A 13,949-nucleotide genomic window follows, 5' to 3' on the forward strand; every position below is an offset into this window, starting at 1 on the left:
CTCAAGCTCCTTCCGCGGCGGCGCATTCGCGCGCGACCGTTACGTCGTCGAACGGCAGCACGCGCATGGCGTCTCCCGAACCGACGATCTGCCCCTGTTCGTGTCCCTTGCCGGCGATCAACACGATGTCGCTCGGCCCCGCTTCGGCAATGGCCGCAGCAATCGCCGCGCGCCGGTCGCCAATCTCGCGCGCTTTCTGCCCCGCCCCGGCGAGCACCGCGGCGCGGATGGCCGCCGGGTCTTCGCCGCGGGGATTATCGTCTGTGACGATCACCAAGTCCGCAAGTTCCGCCGCCACCGCGCCCATCGGCTCACGCTTGCCCTGGTCGCGGTCGCCGCCGGCGCCGAAAACGATGATCAACCGCCCCTCGAGATGCGGCCGCAGCGCCTCGATCGCCGCGCCGAGTGCGTCGGGCGTATGGGCGTAGTCGACATAGACCGGCGCGCCGGCGAGCGTGATCGTCGCGCGCTCGAGCCGCCCGCGCACCGGCTGCAGCCGTCCGAGCGCGTCGACGATGCGCGCCGGGTCGCCGCCGGTCGCCAGCACCAGCCCGGCCGCGGTCAAGGCGTTGGCGGCCTGGTAGGCGCCTATCAGCGGCAGCATCACGACCTCGTTGCGGCCGGCAATCTCTATCTCGAGTTCCTGTCCGAGCTGGCCCGGTTCGGCTCCGAGCAGGCGGATGTCGTCGCCATGCTCGCCGACGGTGACGAGGCGCAGGCCACGCTCGCGAACGCGCTTGAGAACCCGGCCCGACCATTCGTCATCGGCCCAGATCACCGCGGCCCCGCCATCCGAGACGACTTCGGAGAACAGCCGCATCTTGGCGGCAAAGTAGTCCTCCATGTCGGCGTGGTAGTCGAGGTGGTCGCGCGACAGGTTGGTGAACGCCCCGGCCGACACCGGCAGCCCTTCGTTGCGGTACTGGCTGAGCCCGTGACTGGAAGCCTCGTAGGCGACGTGGGTCACGCCCTCGCGCGCGAGACCGGCCACATTCGACAGGAAAGTGACGATGTCGGGCGTGGTCAGCCCGGTCGAGACGCTTTCGTCGGGCGTGGTCACGCCGAGCGTGCCGATCGACGCCGCGCGCTCGCCGCACATCCGCCAGATCTGCCTGGTCATCTCGACGGTCGAGGTCTTGCCGTTGGTGCCGGTGACCGCGACGATCGTGTCGGGCACCGGGCGGAAGAACTGCGCGGCGAGGCGGGCGAAGGCGCGCCGCGGGACCGGATCGGCGATATGTGCCGCGCGCTCGACTTTCGCTTCGGGCCGCGCGACCACCGCGATCGCTCCGGCGCTGACCGCCGCGGGGATGAACTCCTCGCCATTGACCACCGCACCCTGGAAGGCGCCGAATACCGTGCCGGGGGCGACTTTGCGGTGATCGATCGCGAAGCCGGTCACCTGGGCGTCCGACGCGGTTCCGGCATCGAGCCCCGCCGCGGCGGCGAGCGGGCCGAGCTTCATTCGTTGCCCCCGCCGTCACCGACGAGAGGCTTGAGGTCCGACAGGTCGATGTCGCGGTTGTCGTCCGGCAGCACACCGAGCATCGGGCCGATCCGCGGGATCAGCCGGCCGACGATCGGCACCGCGTTCCACGCGGCCGTGCGCTGGAACGAGCTGGCGGCGACCGCCTTGGGCTCGTCGAGCATGGCGACGACGACATAGCGCGGGTGATCCATCGGGAAGGCCGAGGCGAAAGTCGCGACCACCGAATGCTTGTTGTAACCGCCCGCGGCCGCCTTCTCGGCGCTGCCGGTCTTGCCGCCGACGCGGAAGCCCGGGGCGTTGGCCTTGCGGCCGGTGCCGTAGACGGTGATCATCCGCAGGAGCTGGTTCATCCGCGCGCTGGTGCTGGCCTTGAACACTCGCCGCCCGCGGGCTTCCTCGCCCGGCTTGACCTTGAGCAGCGTTGCCGGGCGCCAGATGCCGCCGTTGACCAGCGCGGCATAGGCGGCGGCGAGATGCAGCGGGGTGACCGCGACGCCGTGACCGAAGCCGACGGTCATCGTCCGCAGCCGGGGCCAGGGGGGCTTGTGCCAGATCGGAAAGCCGCGCGCCGGCAGTTCGATGTAGGGCCGCTCGCTCATGCCGAGGTCGGACAGCGCGCGCGACAGGCGGTCGCCGCCGAGCTGTGCGGCAATCTGCGCGCTGACGATGTTCGACGAATGGATCAGCGTCTCGGGAATGTTGAGCGAAGCACCGAGGTTCTCGTCGTCGTGGATGGTGAAGCCGTCGACGTGCAGCGGCGCGGCGGGATAGCGCGTGGCCAGGTTGGTGATCACGCCGGCGTCGATCGCCGCCGCGACCGTCAGCGGCTTGAAGGTCGAGCCGAGCTCGTAGACCTCGTTGGTCACCCGGTTGAACATCCGCTGCTGGCCTTCGGCGTCGATCTTGTTGGGATCGAACGAGGGCAGCGAAGCAAGCGCGAGAACTTCGCCGGTGTCGACGTCGAGCACGATACCGGCGGCGCCCACCGCTTCGACCGCGCGCATTCCGCTGGCCAGCTCGTCTTCGAGCGCGCCTTGCACGCGGACGTCGATCGACAGCGGCACCGGCCGGCCACGCTCGGTCGGGTCGAGCAGGCGCTTGTCGAGGAAGGACTCCATGCCCACGCGGCCGTGCCCGTCCGAAGCGACGTAGCCGAGCACGTGCGCGGCGAGGTTGCCCTGCGGATACTGGCGATCGCTCTCGCCGGGGGTCTCGAGGGCGAGCTCGCCGATGGCGTTCACCGCGTTGACCTCATTGGGCAGGACGCGACGGCGCAGGTAACCCGGCTTGCCGGCGGCTAGGAAGCGGGCGGTCGCGGCGAGGTCCATGTCGGGGAAGATCGCCTTGAGCCGCGCGGCGACGACGGCCGGCGGGTTGACCAGCGGCGGGCCGCCGTCCTCGAGCGCCTGCGGGTTGTACCACAGGGCATAGGCCGGGAACGCCCGCGCCAGCGGCACGCCGTTGCGGTCGGTGATCTCGCCGCGCGGCGGCAGCAGCGCCTGGGCCATCGAATGCTCGGTCGGAGCCGGCTGGACCACGCCGAGCCAGGCGATGCGAATCAGCGCGACGAAGGCGACCAGCGCGAAGCCGCCGGCGAGCAGTAGCATGCGCAGCTGCGCCGTGAGCAGCTCGCGGTGGCGGATGTCGACGAGGCGGATGCGCGAGCGGGCGAAACCGGCATCGAACGTCATCGCGTTCATTCGCCGACGTCTCCGATCGCCGCCGCCAGTGGAATGCGCAGCGCGCCGCCTTCGTGGCTGGCGACGAGCGCGACACGGCGCGGCTCGGGCTCGAGCAGCCGGTCGTCGATCGGCTTGCCGGTCAGCGGTGAAAGGAACTTGGGATAGGCCGGCGCGTCCTCGCCCGTGGCGAGGCTGGCGACGCGGATCGGCTCCGGCGCACCGGCGGCGCGCGGCGTGCCGAACTGCGCCAGCTGGCGCTCGTTCTCGACGAACTGCTTGGCGGTGGGCGCCGAATAGCCGAACTCGACGCGGTTCCAGCTGGCCAGCTGCTGCTGGCTCGCGCGGGTCTCGAACTCGGTCGCCAGCAGGGTCTTCTGGTTCTCCAGCGCGACGATCTTGCGCTCGGCGCTGACGACCTCGCTGCGCACCGCGTGGACCTTCAGGTGCAAGCCGAGATAGAGCACCGTGCACAGCGCCAACACGGCGATCCAACCCATCCGGCGCAGGCGGCTTTGCTGGGTCATGCGGCCTCCCTCGCCGGTGCGGCGGTGCGGACGGCGGAGCGAAGCGTGGCGGAACGCGCCCGCGGATTGCGCGAGATTTCCGTCTCCGTCGGGCGAATGGCGCGGGAAACCCGGGCGAAGACCGGAGGGGTGCCGGCCTTCGCCTCGGGCATATGGCGCGAGGCACCCGCCTGGGCTCCCGCAGCCTCGCGCAGGAAACGCTTCACGATACGATCTTCGAGCGAATGGAAGGTGACGACCGCCAGCCGTCCGCCCTCGCGCAGCAGCTCTTCGGCGGCGCTGAGGCCGGTCTCGAGCTCGTCGAGCTCGGCGTTGACGTGGATCCGCACCGCCTGGAACGCGCGCGTCGCCGGGTCCTTCGGCGCGCCGGGGCGATAACCGAGAGCTTTCCTGACCACGCGCGCAAGATCGCCGGTGGTCGCGAGCGGACGGGCGGCCACGATCGCACGGGCGACGCGGCGGCTCTGGCGCTCCTCACCGTAGCGGTAGATGACATCGGCGATGTCTTCCTCGCGCGCCGCGTTGAGGAACTCGGCCGCGCTTTCGCCCTCGCGGCTCATGCGCATGTCGAGGGGGCCTTCGGCCGAGAAGGCGAACCCGCGTCCGGCCTGGTCGAGCTGCATCGAGGACACGCCGATATCCATCGCCACTCCATCGACGCGCGCGATCCCGGCATGCGCGAGCGCGGCGACCATTTCGGAGAAGCGCCGCTGGTGGAGCACGAGCCGCGGCGGAGTTTCGCCGGTCTCGGGGAACTTCGCGCCGGCGGCGATAGCGTCGGGATCGCGATCGAATGCGTGCACGGTGGCGCCGCGATCGAGGAACGCCCGGGTGTAGCCGCCGGCGCCGAAGGTCGCATCGACCACAACGTCGCCGGGCCGCGGATCGAGCGCGGCGACGACTTCGTCGAGCAGGACGGGGACATGGGGAGCCGTCACTTGCGCTTCCCCCTGGCAGCATCGCCGGCGAGGTTGCGGCAGGCGGCCTGCGGGCCTTCCCAGCCCTCGCCCATCGCGTAGAGCTCGGCCGGGCTCCACAGCGTGAAGAACTCGCCGGCGCCGTGGAAGAAGACCTCGTCCCGCAAATTCCCCAGTTCGGCGAGGTGGTCCGGCAGCACGAAGCGGCCGCTGGCGTCGAACGGCACCTGTTCGAAGCCCCACAGCTGCATCGAGCGCAAGTCGCGGTCGAAATCGCGGCCGAGGCGCGTAGCACGCTCTTCCTCGCGATCGAGATAGTTCTCGAAACTGTCGGTGCGCGAGAGGCCGAAGCCGGTGAGGCATTTCCAGCGGTCGTGCTTGGCGAGGCACAGCACGCGCTCGTTGCCGCTCGAATCGGTGACCGCCTTGCGGAAGGCGGCGGGCAGCGCGAGGCGGTTCTTCTCAGCCTTTAGCGAGAAGCCCTGTCCGCTGTATCCGTTCAACCTCTCCGCCACTTCCCCCGGCACCCCACCCTCAAGAGTTCATTCCCCGATCGGCAAATCTTCCCCGCTCGCGGCCGCGCGCCAACGCGGCCCGATCGCCCCGACTCAGGGCGCGCTCCGGGCTAATTGTCCGATGGACTCGCTATCTATCGCGGGTCAGGCGGGGATGGAAGGGGAAATTAGGGGATTTAGTACGAATTTCGCCGACAGGCTGTGGATATACGACCGGTTGTTGAGGATCAGCCGGAGCGGAATGGCCCGGCTTTATCCGTATGAATGGCGCGGAGGGCTCGGTTGACGGCGCTCCCGCACTTTCCCCGAAATCGACCGCTATTGCTTGGGTGGCGGCGGAATTCGACTTGGATCGACGACCGTCGGCCGTTGCGCTTGCCGCTGCGGCGCGGCGACATCGGGCGCGACGCCGGCGTCGGCCAGCGGGTCGTTGACCGGTTGCGCATCGCTGGCCGCCTTCGTCGTTGCGGCTTCGGGCACCGCACCCGCGTCGGTCTGCCTGGCGCGGTCCATGATCACCGTCGCGAGGCCGACCAGGAGCGCCATCGCCGCCAGTCCCGAGAGCCCGATCTGCAGCCGCTGGATCGATTGCGCGCGGGTGCCCGCGAGCGAAGCGTAGATCACTTCCTGGTCTTTGGGTTCGCTGGCCATGACGGCGAGTGTAGCGCCGGCGGATTAACGCAGCCAGTCGAAAACCGGCAGGCCTTTCGCTTCGAGCCACTCGGCGTTGTACAGCGTCGAGAGGTAGCGGAAGCCGGTGTCGCACAGGATTGTCGCCACCCGGCTGCCCTTGCCGAGCTGCTTGCCCAGCGCCACCGCGCCCGCGACGTTGATCCCGCTCGACAGCCCGAGGCACAGGCCTTCGTCCCTGAGCAGACGGGCGACCCATTCGAGCCCTTCCTCGTCGGAGATGCGGAACTGGGTATCGACCGGCGCGCCTTCGAGGTTGGCGGTGATCCGTCCCTGGCCGATGCCCTCGGCGACGGAGTTGCCCTCGGCCTTGAGCTCGCCGTGGGCATAGTATTCGTAAAGCGCCGCGCCGTGCGGATCGGTCAGCGCGATGCACACGTCGTCGTTGAATTCCTTGAGGCCGAGGCCGACGCCGGCGAGCGTGCCGCCGGTGCCGACCGCGCAAGTGAAGCCGTCGACACGGCCCTCCATCTGCTCCCAGATCTCCGGCGCGGTGCTCTCGATGTGGGCGCGGCGGTTGGCGATGTTGTCGAACTGGTTGGCCCAGATCGCGTTGTCGGCCTCTTCGGCGAGGCGCCGGCTGGTGTGCACGAAATGCCCGGGGTTGGAGAACTTGGTCGGCGGCACCAGGACCAGCTCGGCGCCGAGCGCGCGCAGCGTGTCCATTTTCTCCTTCGACTGGTTGTCGGGCATGACGATGATCGTCTTGTAGCCGCGCGCGTTGGCCACCAGCGCCAGGCCGATGCCCGTGTTGCCGGCCGTGCCTTCGACCACCGTGCCGCCGGGCTTGAGCTCGCCGCGCGCCTCGGCATCGCGGACGATCCACAGCGCCGCGCGGTCCTTGACCGAGGCGCCGGGGTTCATGAACTCGCACTTGCCCCAGATCTCGCACCCCGCCGCCTCGCTCGGGCCCTTGAGCAGGACCAGCGGGGTGTTGCCGATGAGGGCGAGCGTGTCGGGAAGCGCCGTGGGTGCCGTCATGCCAGACCGGTTAATCGGCGCGACGCCGCGTCGCAATGCAATTGCGCTTGTTGCAGGCGAAATCAGTCTTCGGCGGCGATGCGCACCTTGAGCCCGTCGAGATCGGGCGTGAACGGAATCTGGCAGCCGAGGCGCGAGTATTCGTCGCGGTCGCCGCTCGAATCGAGCAGGTCGTCCTCGTCCTCGCTGATCGGGGGGAGCTTGCCGAAGAATTCCGGATCGACATGGACGTGGCAGGTCGCGCAGCTGCAGCAGCCGCCGCACAGCGCGAGCAGCTCGTCGAAGCCGTTGTCGCGGATCGCTTCCATCACGGTGAGGCCGTCGATCGTGTCGATCTGGGAGGTTTCGCCGGACCGGGTGGTGACGATCAGCTTGGGCATCGCGAGCAACTCTCCTATGGGCTCCGGGCGCGGCTGCTAGGCAATCGCGGAGAAGTTGGCAAGCGAGGCGGCATGGGCCTGACAGTTGAACAGTTGAACGGCGGACTGGAAGCCATCGCGGAGCGCGACCAGGCGATCGCCCGCGCGCTCAGGCTGGCCGGCTACCCCGAGCCGCGCATCCGCGACCGCGGCTATCGCACCTTGCTGCGCACGATCGTCGGCCAGCAGGTCAGCGTCGCCGCGGCCTCGAGCACGTGGCGCAAGCTCGAGGCCGCGCTGGGCGAGGACATGCCGCCCGAGACGCTGCTCGCCGCCGACTTCGACACGCTGCGCGCCTGCGGCCTGTCGCGCCAGAAACAGGGCTATGCTCGCTCGTTGTGCGAGCTGGTCGTCAGCGGCGAGCTCGATCTCGAGAACCTGCCCGAAGACGACGAGGAAGCGATCGCCCAGCTCGTCCTGATCAAGGGCATCGGCCGCTGGTCAGCGGAGATCTACCTGCTGTTCGCCGAAGGCCGGCCCGACATCTGGCCGGCCGGCGACCTGGCAGTGCAGGCCGGGATCGGCCGGATCCTGGGCCTGCCCGAGCGGCCGAGCGAGAAAGAGGTCCGCGCGCTCGCCGAGCCGTGGCGGCCCCACCGCGGCGCGATCGCGATCCTCACCTGGCATTGCTACAACAACGCGGCGCTCTAAATCCTGCTTGTGCCACGCGCGTGGCTAGGCGTATTGCTCGCATAACACAGCTACAGGAGTCGCCATGACCACCGCCGCCCAAGCCGTCGAGTCCGTTCCCCTGATCACCCGCGAAGCGCTGTTCGGCAACCCGGTCCGCAGCGGCGGCACGATCAGCCCCGACGGGAAGTGGCTCGGCTGGATGGCGCCGCACGAAGGGGTGATGAACGTGTTCGTCGCCCCGTTCGGCAAGCCGGGCGAGGCGCGGCGGATGACCAGCGCCGTCGAGCGGCCGATCCCGCAGTACTTCTGGTCGCAGGACTCGCGCTATGTCCTCTACGTGCAGGACAAGGGCGGCGACGAGAACTACCTGCTCTATGCCGTCGACGTCGCCAGCGGCGCGGAGCGCTGCCTCACCCCGTTCGAGAACACCCGAGTCAAGTTCGCCGGCTCGTCGACCAAGCTGCGCAACGAGGTGCTGGTGGCGCTCAACAATCGCGACGTCACCTACCACGACGTCCACCGGCTGAATCTCGACAGCGGCGAGCTCACGCTGGTGCTGCAGAACGACAAGTATGCCGGCTTCGCCACCGATGACGACTTGCGCGTGCGCTGGGCTCTCGCGCCCAACGACGCCGGCGGCATGGACCTGTTCGAGGTCGACGGCTCGACCGTCGCCGAAACGCCGAAGGTCAGCACGACGCTCGAGGATTCGATGACCACGGGCATCGTCGGCTACACCAACGACGGCCGGACGCTTTACTGGATCGACAGCCGCGGGCGTAACACCGCCGAGCTGATCGCCGAGAACACCGAGACCGGCGAGCGCACGCTGATCGCCTCGGACGAACGAGCCGACGTCAACGGCGCCATGCAGCATCCGCTGACCGGAAAGATCGAGGCCTATTCGTCCAATTACCTGAAGCGCGAATGGACCGCCCTGACGCCGGAAATGGGGCAGGCGCTCGCGTTCCTGCGCGAACGGCTCGACGGCGAGTTCGGCGTGCAGTCGCGCACCGATGCCGACGACAAGTGGCTCGTCTGGCACGATCCGGTGACCGGCCCGACCCGCGCGCTGCTCTACGATCGCACGGCGGGCACGCTGGAAGAGCTTTACGTCACCCGGCCCGAGCTCGAAGGCGCGCCGCTCCAGCCGATGCACCCGCTCGAAATCCCCGCGCGCGACGGATTGACGCTGGTGAGCTACCTGACCCTGCCGCCGAGGAGCGAGGGCGATCGCCCGCCGAGCCCCGCGCCGATGGTCCTGCTCGTTCACGGCGGCCCCTGGGCGCGCGACGGCTACGGCTTCAACCGCATGCACCAGCTGCTCGCCAACCGCGGCTATGCGGTGCTTTCGGTCAATTTCCGCGGCTCGACGGGGTTCGGCAAGGGCTTCGTCAACGCCAGCAACCTCGAATGGGGCGCGGCGATGCACGACGACCTGATCGACGCGGTCGACTGGTGCGTGGCGCAGCGCATCGCGCAGCAGGACAAGGTGGCGATCATGGGCGGCAGCTACGGCGGCTACGCCACGCTGGTCGGCCTGACCTTCACCCCCGAAGTATTCGCCTGCGGGGTCGACATCGTCGGCCCGTCGAACCTCGAGACCCTGCTCGCAACGATTCCCCCCTACTGGGCGCCGATGGTCAAGCAGTTCCATGAACGGATGGGCAATCCGAACACGCCCGAGGGCCTGCAGCTGCTCAAGGACCGCAGCCCGCTTCACAAGGCCGACAGGATCTGCCGCCCGCTGCTGATCGGCCAGGGCGCCAACGATCCCCGCGTCAAGCAGAGCGAGAGCGACCAGATCGTCGCAGCGATGGAGAAGCACGGCATCCCGGTGACTTACGTGGTGTTTCCCGACGAAGGTCACGGCTTCCACCGGCCCGAGAACAACATTGCGTTCACGGCGATCACCGAGCAATTCCTCGCCACGGTGCTCGGCGGACGGGCCGAGGCATTCGACGGCGAGGTCGAGAAATCGACCGCGCAGATCAAGACCGGCGGAGAACTGGTAGAATGACGCGCACGGTCGCCAGCCTCCATCCCGCCCATCGCGACGACATTGCCGACCTCGTCACGCGCCGCCCCGTCCCCGGGCCGGGAGTGCCACAGGTCGATCCGTTCCTGTTCCTCAACCACCACGGACCGCAGACCTACGCGCCGGGCAACCGCGGCCTGCCGTTCGGGCCGCACCCCCATCGCGGGTTCGAGACGGTGACCTTCATCCTCGAGGGCACCCTCGCCCACTACGACAGCGGCGGGCACGAGAGCGTGATCGAGGCCGGCGGCGTGCAGTGGATGACCGCGGGCTCCGGCCTGGTGCACGCCGAAGTCTCGCCGCCCGAGTTCAAGCGCGACGGCGGGCCGCTGGAGATCCTCCAGCTATGGGTCAACCTGCCCTCCCGATTGAAGATGACCAGCCCTCGCTATTCGGGTGTGCAGGCGGACCAGATTCCCGTCGTTCCGCTGCCTGGCGGTGCGGGCGGGCTGGCGCTGGTTTCCGGCCGCTTCGGCGATGCCGAGGGACCGATCCATCCGCTGACCGGAGTGTTCATGGCGGTGGTGCACCTCACCCCCGGGGGCGCGGCCGAGCTGCCGGCGCCGCGCGGGCGGTCGGTGTTCCTCTACGTGGCGCGCGGGAAGGTTTCGGTCGGCGGCACGGCGGTGGAGCGGTGGAACCTCGTGCGCTTGAACGACGACGGAGACGCCGTCGCCGTCACCGCGGGAGCGGACGGCGCCACGCTGCTGTTCGGCCATGCCGACCCGATCGGCGAGCGGGTGGTCGCGCACGGCCCGTTCGTGATGAACAGCGAGGCCGAAATCCACCAGGCCATCGCCGACTACCAGGCGGGCAAGTTTCAGGGTACCGGCAAGCTGGTCGACGTGGGGCAATAAGGGGGACAGCGGCGGTGGCGGTGCGCAAGACGATCTTCGTAACCGGCGGCGGCTCGGGCATCGGACGGGCGATCGCCATTCGTTTCGCGCACGCCGGCTGGTTCGTCGGCCTCGGCGACGTGAGCGAAGCCGGCATGGCCGAGACCGAGGCGCTGATGCCCGGCGGGTTCGCCTACAGCCACGTATTCGACGTCGCCGACCGGGCGGCGTGGGACGAGGCGTTGCGGATCGTCTCGGTCGCCGCGGGCGGGCGGATCGACGTCGTCGCCAACAACGCCGGCATCTCGCTCGGCGGTCCGCTGGAGGAATACGAGCAGGACGAGATCGACCGCATCCTCGACGTCAATCTCAAGGGCGTGATCTACGGCGCGCAGGCGGCCTACCCCTACCTCAAGGCGAGCGCGCCGGGCTCGTGCCTGGTCAACACCGCCAGCGCCGCAGCGCTCTACGGCATGGCCAACCAGAGCCTCTACGGCGCCTGCAAGGCCGGCGTGCGGTCGCTGACCGAATCGCTCGACGCCGAATGGGCGCCCGACGGCATCCGCGTGCGCTCGTTGATGCCGAGCTTCATCGACACGCCGCTGCTGCAGAACACCCCCAACCGCAAGCGCAACGCGATCATCCGCGAGGCGGTGGTCGAGGCGGGACTGGAGTTCACCCCGGTCGAGGAAGTCGCCGAAGCGGCGTGGCGAGCGGTGACCGGCGAGCAGCTCCACCACGTCGTCGGCAAGAGCGCGCGCAAGATGCGGCTGCTGGCGAAGTGGGCGCCCGGCGCGCTGCGCAAGCGCTCGCGCCTGCTGGCCGAGGCGCACGAGCGGACGAAGCGCTAGCTTTTGTTGGAGAACGAGGGGCTGAATTCGCTTTCCTACACGGATTTGTTCCGTTTATGTTCGCGCGATGCCGTCCTCTGCTCGCCTCCCTTTTTGCCCGTCGATCCTGTCTCGGAAGAATGGGCGTCGCGGCGGCGCCGGAAGTATTTTTCCGGCGCAATGTGTCACCCGCCACCCGGCGCCGAAAACCGCGAAAATGCGTCGTTTCCAGGGCGACACCAGGGTGACAGGGTCCGTAAAGTGTCACCCTCGAATCCGCACCTCGCTCGGCCATTCCGGCAGCCGGGCCGGCATGAACTCAGGCGAGTCCGTCGATAGCCGCGGCCATCTCCACGTCGCGCTGCGAGAGGCCGCCGGCGTCGTGGGTGGTGAGGGTGATCTCGACCCGGTTGTAGACGTTCGTCCACTCGGGATGGTGGTCGCGCTTCTCGGCGATCAGCGCCACGCGGGTCATGAAGGCGAAGGCCCCGCTAAAGTCGGCGAACTTGAACCGGCGGACGATCGCCAGCTTGTCGTCGCGCAAGGTCCATTCGGGAAGGCGCGCGAGCGCTTCGCCGCGCTGGGCTTCGGTCAGTTGCGGCACAGCCATTCCATTACTCCCGCTCATCCTGAGCTTGTCGAAGGATTGTCGCTCATTGTTCCTTGGCCTAACGCTCGCGCGGATGGAAGGGTGCCGCCTCGCCGTGAACGACCTCGCCTGCCGCCGCGGCGAGCGGGTGCTGTTCCGCGGCCTGTCGTTCGAGCTGAAGGCGGGCGAAGTGCTGCAGGTGGTTGGGCCGAACGGGACCGGCAAGTCGAGCCTGCTGCGGATCCTCGCCGGGCTACTCGGGCCGTTCGCGGGGACGGTCGAGCGGAGCGGCGCGATCGGGCTGATCGACGAACGCCCCGCCCTCGACGAGCACTTGCCGCTCGGCCGGGCGCTCGAATTCTGGGCGCGGATCGATGCGCCCTCGCCTCCAGCGCCGAACCTCGGCCTCGGCGACCTGCTCGACGTGCCGGTGCGCTACCTTTCGACCGGCCAGCGCAAGCGCGCCGCGCTCGCCCGCTTGCTCGGCCAGCAAGCGGCGGTCTGGCTGCTCGACGAGCCGCTCAACGGCCTCGACGCCGACATGGCGCGCGGATGCGAACAGCTTGTCGCCGGCCATTGCCAGGCCGGCGGCATCGCCCTCGTCGCGTCGCACCAGCCGTTCGCGCTGCCCGGCCTGAAGACGCTGGCCATTGCGGACTACGCGCCATGAGCGCGCTCGGCGTCCTCCTGCGGCGCGACCTCGCGCAGATGTTCGGCGGCGGGCGGCGCGGCGGAGCATTGCTGCCGGTGCTGTTCTTCGTGGCGACGGCGATGCTGTTCCCGTTCGCGGTCGGACCGGACCCGGTGCTGCTGGCGAAAGCCGGCGGCGGGATCGTGTGGGTCGCCGCGCTGCTCGCCGCGATCCTGCCGCTCGACCGCCTGCTCGCGCCCGACCTAGAGCAAGGCATGTTCGACCAGTTCGCCGTGCGCGGCATCGCCGAGGAAGCGGTGGTGGCGGTGCGCCTCGTCGCCCACTGGCTCAGCTTCGGCCCGCCGCTGATGCTCGCCGCCCTGCCCGCCGCCGCGCTGCTGGGCTTGCACGCCGACACGCTGCGCACGGTCGAGTGGGGGCTCCTTGCCGGCACCCCCGGCCTCGCCGCGATCGGCCTGATCATCGCCGCGCTGACCGTCAGCTTGCGCGCCGGAGCGGCGCTCGCCGGCCTGCTGCTGATCCCGCTCGCCGTGCCGCTGCTGATCTTCGGCGCCGGCGCGCTTTCGACCGGCGGCGCGAGCGGCCTAGCCCTCACCGCCGCGATCAGCCTGCTGCTGTGCGCGATCACCCCGTTCGCGGGAGGCGCGGCGATCAGGGCTGCGCGGGAGGGTTAGGAAGATGGTCGCCAGATTTGTGCAAACCGGCGAGTGGGTGTATCGTCGGAGACGACAACATTGGGAGACGGCGTGATGAAAGGCATGGCGTTCGCTCTCGGCCTGGCCGGAATGCTCTCCGCGATACCGGTGGCTGCGCATCATTCATTCGACAGCGCGTTCGACCGCAACAGGACGGTCAAGCTCAGCGGTCGCGTGACCGAGTTCCAGTTCATCAATCCTCATTCGTTCATTATGCTCGCCGTCACCGGTCCTAACGGCCAAACGCAGGAATGGCACGTGGAGACTACCTCGGCCGGTTCCCTCGCCGCCAATGGCTGGACCGCGCAGAGCATAAAGGCGGGCGAAGAGCTGAAAGTGGAGGGCTGGCCCGCCCGCAACGGGACGCACTACGCGCGACTCAGTTCGATGCGCCATGCCGACGGCAGCGCGGTCGCGCTGTGGATGCCGCCCGGCCCGACTCCACTCCCCGGAGGGTAA

The 13,949-nt window shown here is 69.2% G+C and carries 16 protein-coding genes; 7 read left to right on the forward strand and 9 right to left on the reverse strand.

Annotated features, from left to right (window positions below; all coding sequences use genetic code 11):
• Nucleotide 1 precedes the first annotated feature (1 nt).
• The 8 genes from G7B69_RS05895 to G7B69_RS05930 form a co-directional block, all read right to left on the reverse strand.
• Nucleotides 2-1,465, reverse strand: a complete 1,464-nt coding sequence (locus G7B69_RS05895; RefSeq protein ID WP_166177102.1) for a UDP-N-acetylmuramoyl-L-alanyl-D-glutamate--2,6-diaminopimelate ligase — start codon at nucleotides 1,463-1,465, stop codon at nucleotides 2-4.
• Nucleotides 1,462-3,189: a peptidoglycan D,D-transpeptidase FtsI family protein gene (locus G7B69_RS05900; RefSeq protein ID WP_166177104.1), complete on the reverse strand. Its 1,728-nt coding sequence runs from the start codon at nucleotides 3,187-3,189 to the stop codon at nucleotides 1,462-1,464. The genes G7B69_RS05895 and G7B69_RS05900 overlap by 4 nt, the downstream gene beginning before the upstream one ends.
• Complete coding sequence (locus G7B69_RS05905; protein WP_166177106.1) at nucleotides 3,186-3,695, reverse strand: hypothetical protein; 510 nt, start codon at nucleotides 3,693-3,695, stop codon at nucleotides 3,186-3,188. The genes G7B69_RS05900 and G7B69_RS05905 overlap by 4 nt, the downstream gene beginning before the upstream one ends.
• Nucleotides 3,692-4,633: a 16S rRNA (cytosine(1402)-N(4))-methyltransferase RsmH gene (gene rsmH, locus G7B69_RS05910; RefSeq protein WP_166177108.1), complete on the reverse strand. Its 942-nt coding sequence runs from the start codon at nucleotides 4,631-4,633 to the stop codon at nucleotides 3,692-3,694. Before rsmH ends, G7B69_RS05905 begins: the two co-directional genes overlap by 4 nt.
• A complete protein-coding gene (locus tag G7B69_RS05915; protein ID WP_243415044.1) occupies nucleotides 4,630-5,115 on the reverse strand; it encodes a division/cell wall cluster transcriptional repressor MraZ in 486 nt (161 codons plus the stop codon). Before G7B69_RS05915 ends, rsmH begins: the two co-directional genes overlap by 4 nt.
• Before the next feature lie 330 nt (nucleotides 5,116-5,445).
• Complete coding sequence (locus tag G7B69_RS05920; protein ID WP_166177112.1) at nucleotides 5,446-5,778, reverse strand: hypothetical protein; 333 nt, start codon at nucleotides 5,776-5,778, stop codon at nucleotides 5,446-5,448.
• 24 nt (nucleotides 5,779-5,802) lie between these two features.
• Nucleotides 5,803-6,798, reverse strand: a complete 996-nt coding sequence (locus G7B69_RS05925; RefSeq protein WP_166177114.1) for a cysteine synthase A — start codon at nucleotides 6,796-6,798, stop codon at nucleotides 5,803-5,805.
• Nucleotides 6,799-6,860: 62 nt separating this feature from the next.
• Nucleotides 6,861-7,178, reverse strand: a complete 318-nt coding sequence (locus G7B69_RS05930) for a 2Fe-2S iron-sulfur cluster-binding protein (RefSeq protein ID WP_166177148.1) — start codon at nucleotides 7,176-7,178, stop codon at nucleotides 6,861-6,863.
• 72 nt (nucleotides 7,179-7,250) lie between these two features.
• Here G7B69_RS05930 and G7B69_RS05935 point away from each other — a divergent pair, with 72 nt between their 5' ends.
• From G7B69_RS05935 to G7B69_RS05950, 4 genes are all read left to right on the forward strand, one after another.
• Nucleotides 7,251-7,868 (forward strand): DNA-3-methyladenine glycosylase family protein, encoded by a 618-nt coding sequence (locus G7B69_RS05935; RefSeq protein ID WP_166177151.1) that lies wholly within the window; start codon nucleotides 7,251-7,253, stop codon nucleotides 7,866-7,868.
• 64 nt (nucleotides 7,869-7,932) lie between these two features.
• Nucleotides 7,933-9,870 (forward strand): S9 family peptidase, encoded by a 1,938-nt coding sequence (locus tag G7B69_RS05940; RefSeq protein WP_166177153.1) that lies wholly within the window; start codon nucleotides 7,933-7,935, stop codon nucleotides 9,868-9,870.
• Nucleotides 9,867-10,745: a pirin family protein gene (locus G7B69_RS05945; RefSeq protein WP_166177155.1), complete on the forward strand. Its 879-nt coding sequence runs from the start codon at nucleotides 9,867-9,869 to the stop codon at nucleotides 10,743-10,745. The genes G7B69_RS05940 and G7B69_RS05945 overlap by 4 nt, the downstream gene beginning before the upstream one ends.
• A 14-nt stretch (nucleotides 10,746-10,759) precedes the next feature.
• The gene (locus G7B69_RS05950; RefSeq protein ID WP_166177157.1) at nucleotides 10,760-11,575 is read left to right on the forward strand and encodes an SDR family oxidoreductase; all 816 of its coding nucleotides are present in this window, start codon (nucleotides 10,760-10,762) and stop codon (nucleotides 11,573-11,575) included.
• Between the two features lie 298 nt (nucleotides 11,576-11,873).
• On the opposite strand, the gene G7B69_RS05955 is transcribed toward G7B69_RS05950, so the two are convergent.
• Complete coding sequence (locus tag G7B69_RS05955; protein ID WP_166177159.1) at nucleotides 11,874-12,164, reverse strand: 4a-hydroxytetrahydrobiopterin dehydratase; 291 nt, start codon at nucleotides 12,162-12,164, stop codon at nucleotides 11,874-11,876.
• Nucleotides 12,165-12,237: 73 nt separating this feature from the next.
• On the opposite strand from G7B69_RS05955, the gene ccmA reads away from it, so the two are divergent.
• The 3 genes from ccmA (at nucleotide 12,238) to G7B69_RS05970 (ending at nucleotide 13,949) form a co-directional block, all read left to right on the forward strand.
• The gene (gene ccmA / locus G7B69_RS05960) at nucleotides 12,238-12,813 is read left to right on the forward strand and encodes a heme ABC exporter ATP-binding protein CcmA (protein WP_166177161.1); all 576 of its coding nucleotides are present in this window, start codon (nucleotides 12,238-12,240) and stop codon (nucleotides 12,811-12,813) included.
• Nucleotides 12,810-13,469 carry a heme exporter protein CcmB gene (locus G7B69_RS05965; protein WP_166177163.1) on the forward strand — a complete coding sequence of 220 codons (660 nt, stop codon included), beginning with the start codon at nucleotides 12,810-12,812 and terminating at the stop codon, nucleotides 13,467-13,469. Before ccmA ends, G7B69_RS05965 begins: the two co-directional genes overlap by 4 nt.
• 75 nt (nucleotides 13,470-13,544) lie before the next feature.
• Complete coding sequence (locus G7B69_RS05970; protein WP_166177165.1) at nucleotides 13,545-13,949, forward strand: DUF6152 family protein; 405 nt, start codon at nucleotides 13,545-13,547, stop codon at nucleotides 13,947-13,949.

Source organism: Croceibacterium segetis (genome assembly GCF_011320115.1).
GTDB classification, from domain to species: Bacteria; Pseudomonadota; Alphaproteobacteria; order Sphingomonadales; family Sphingomonadaceae; genus Croceibacterium_B; species Croceibacterium_B segetis.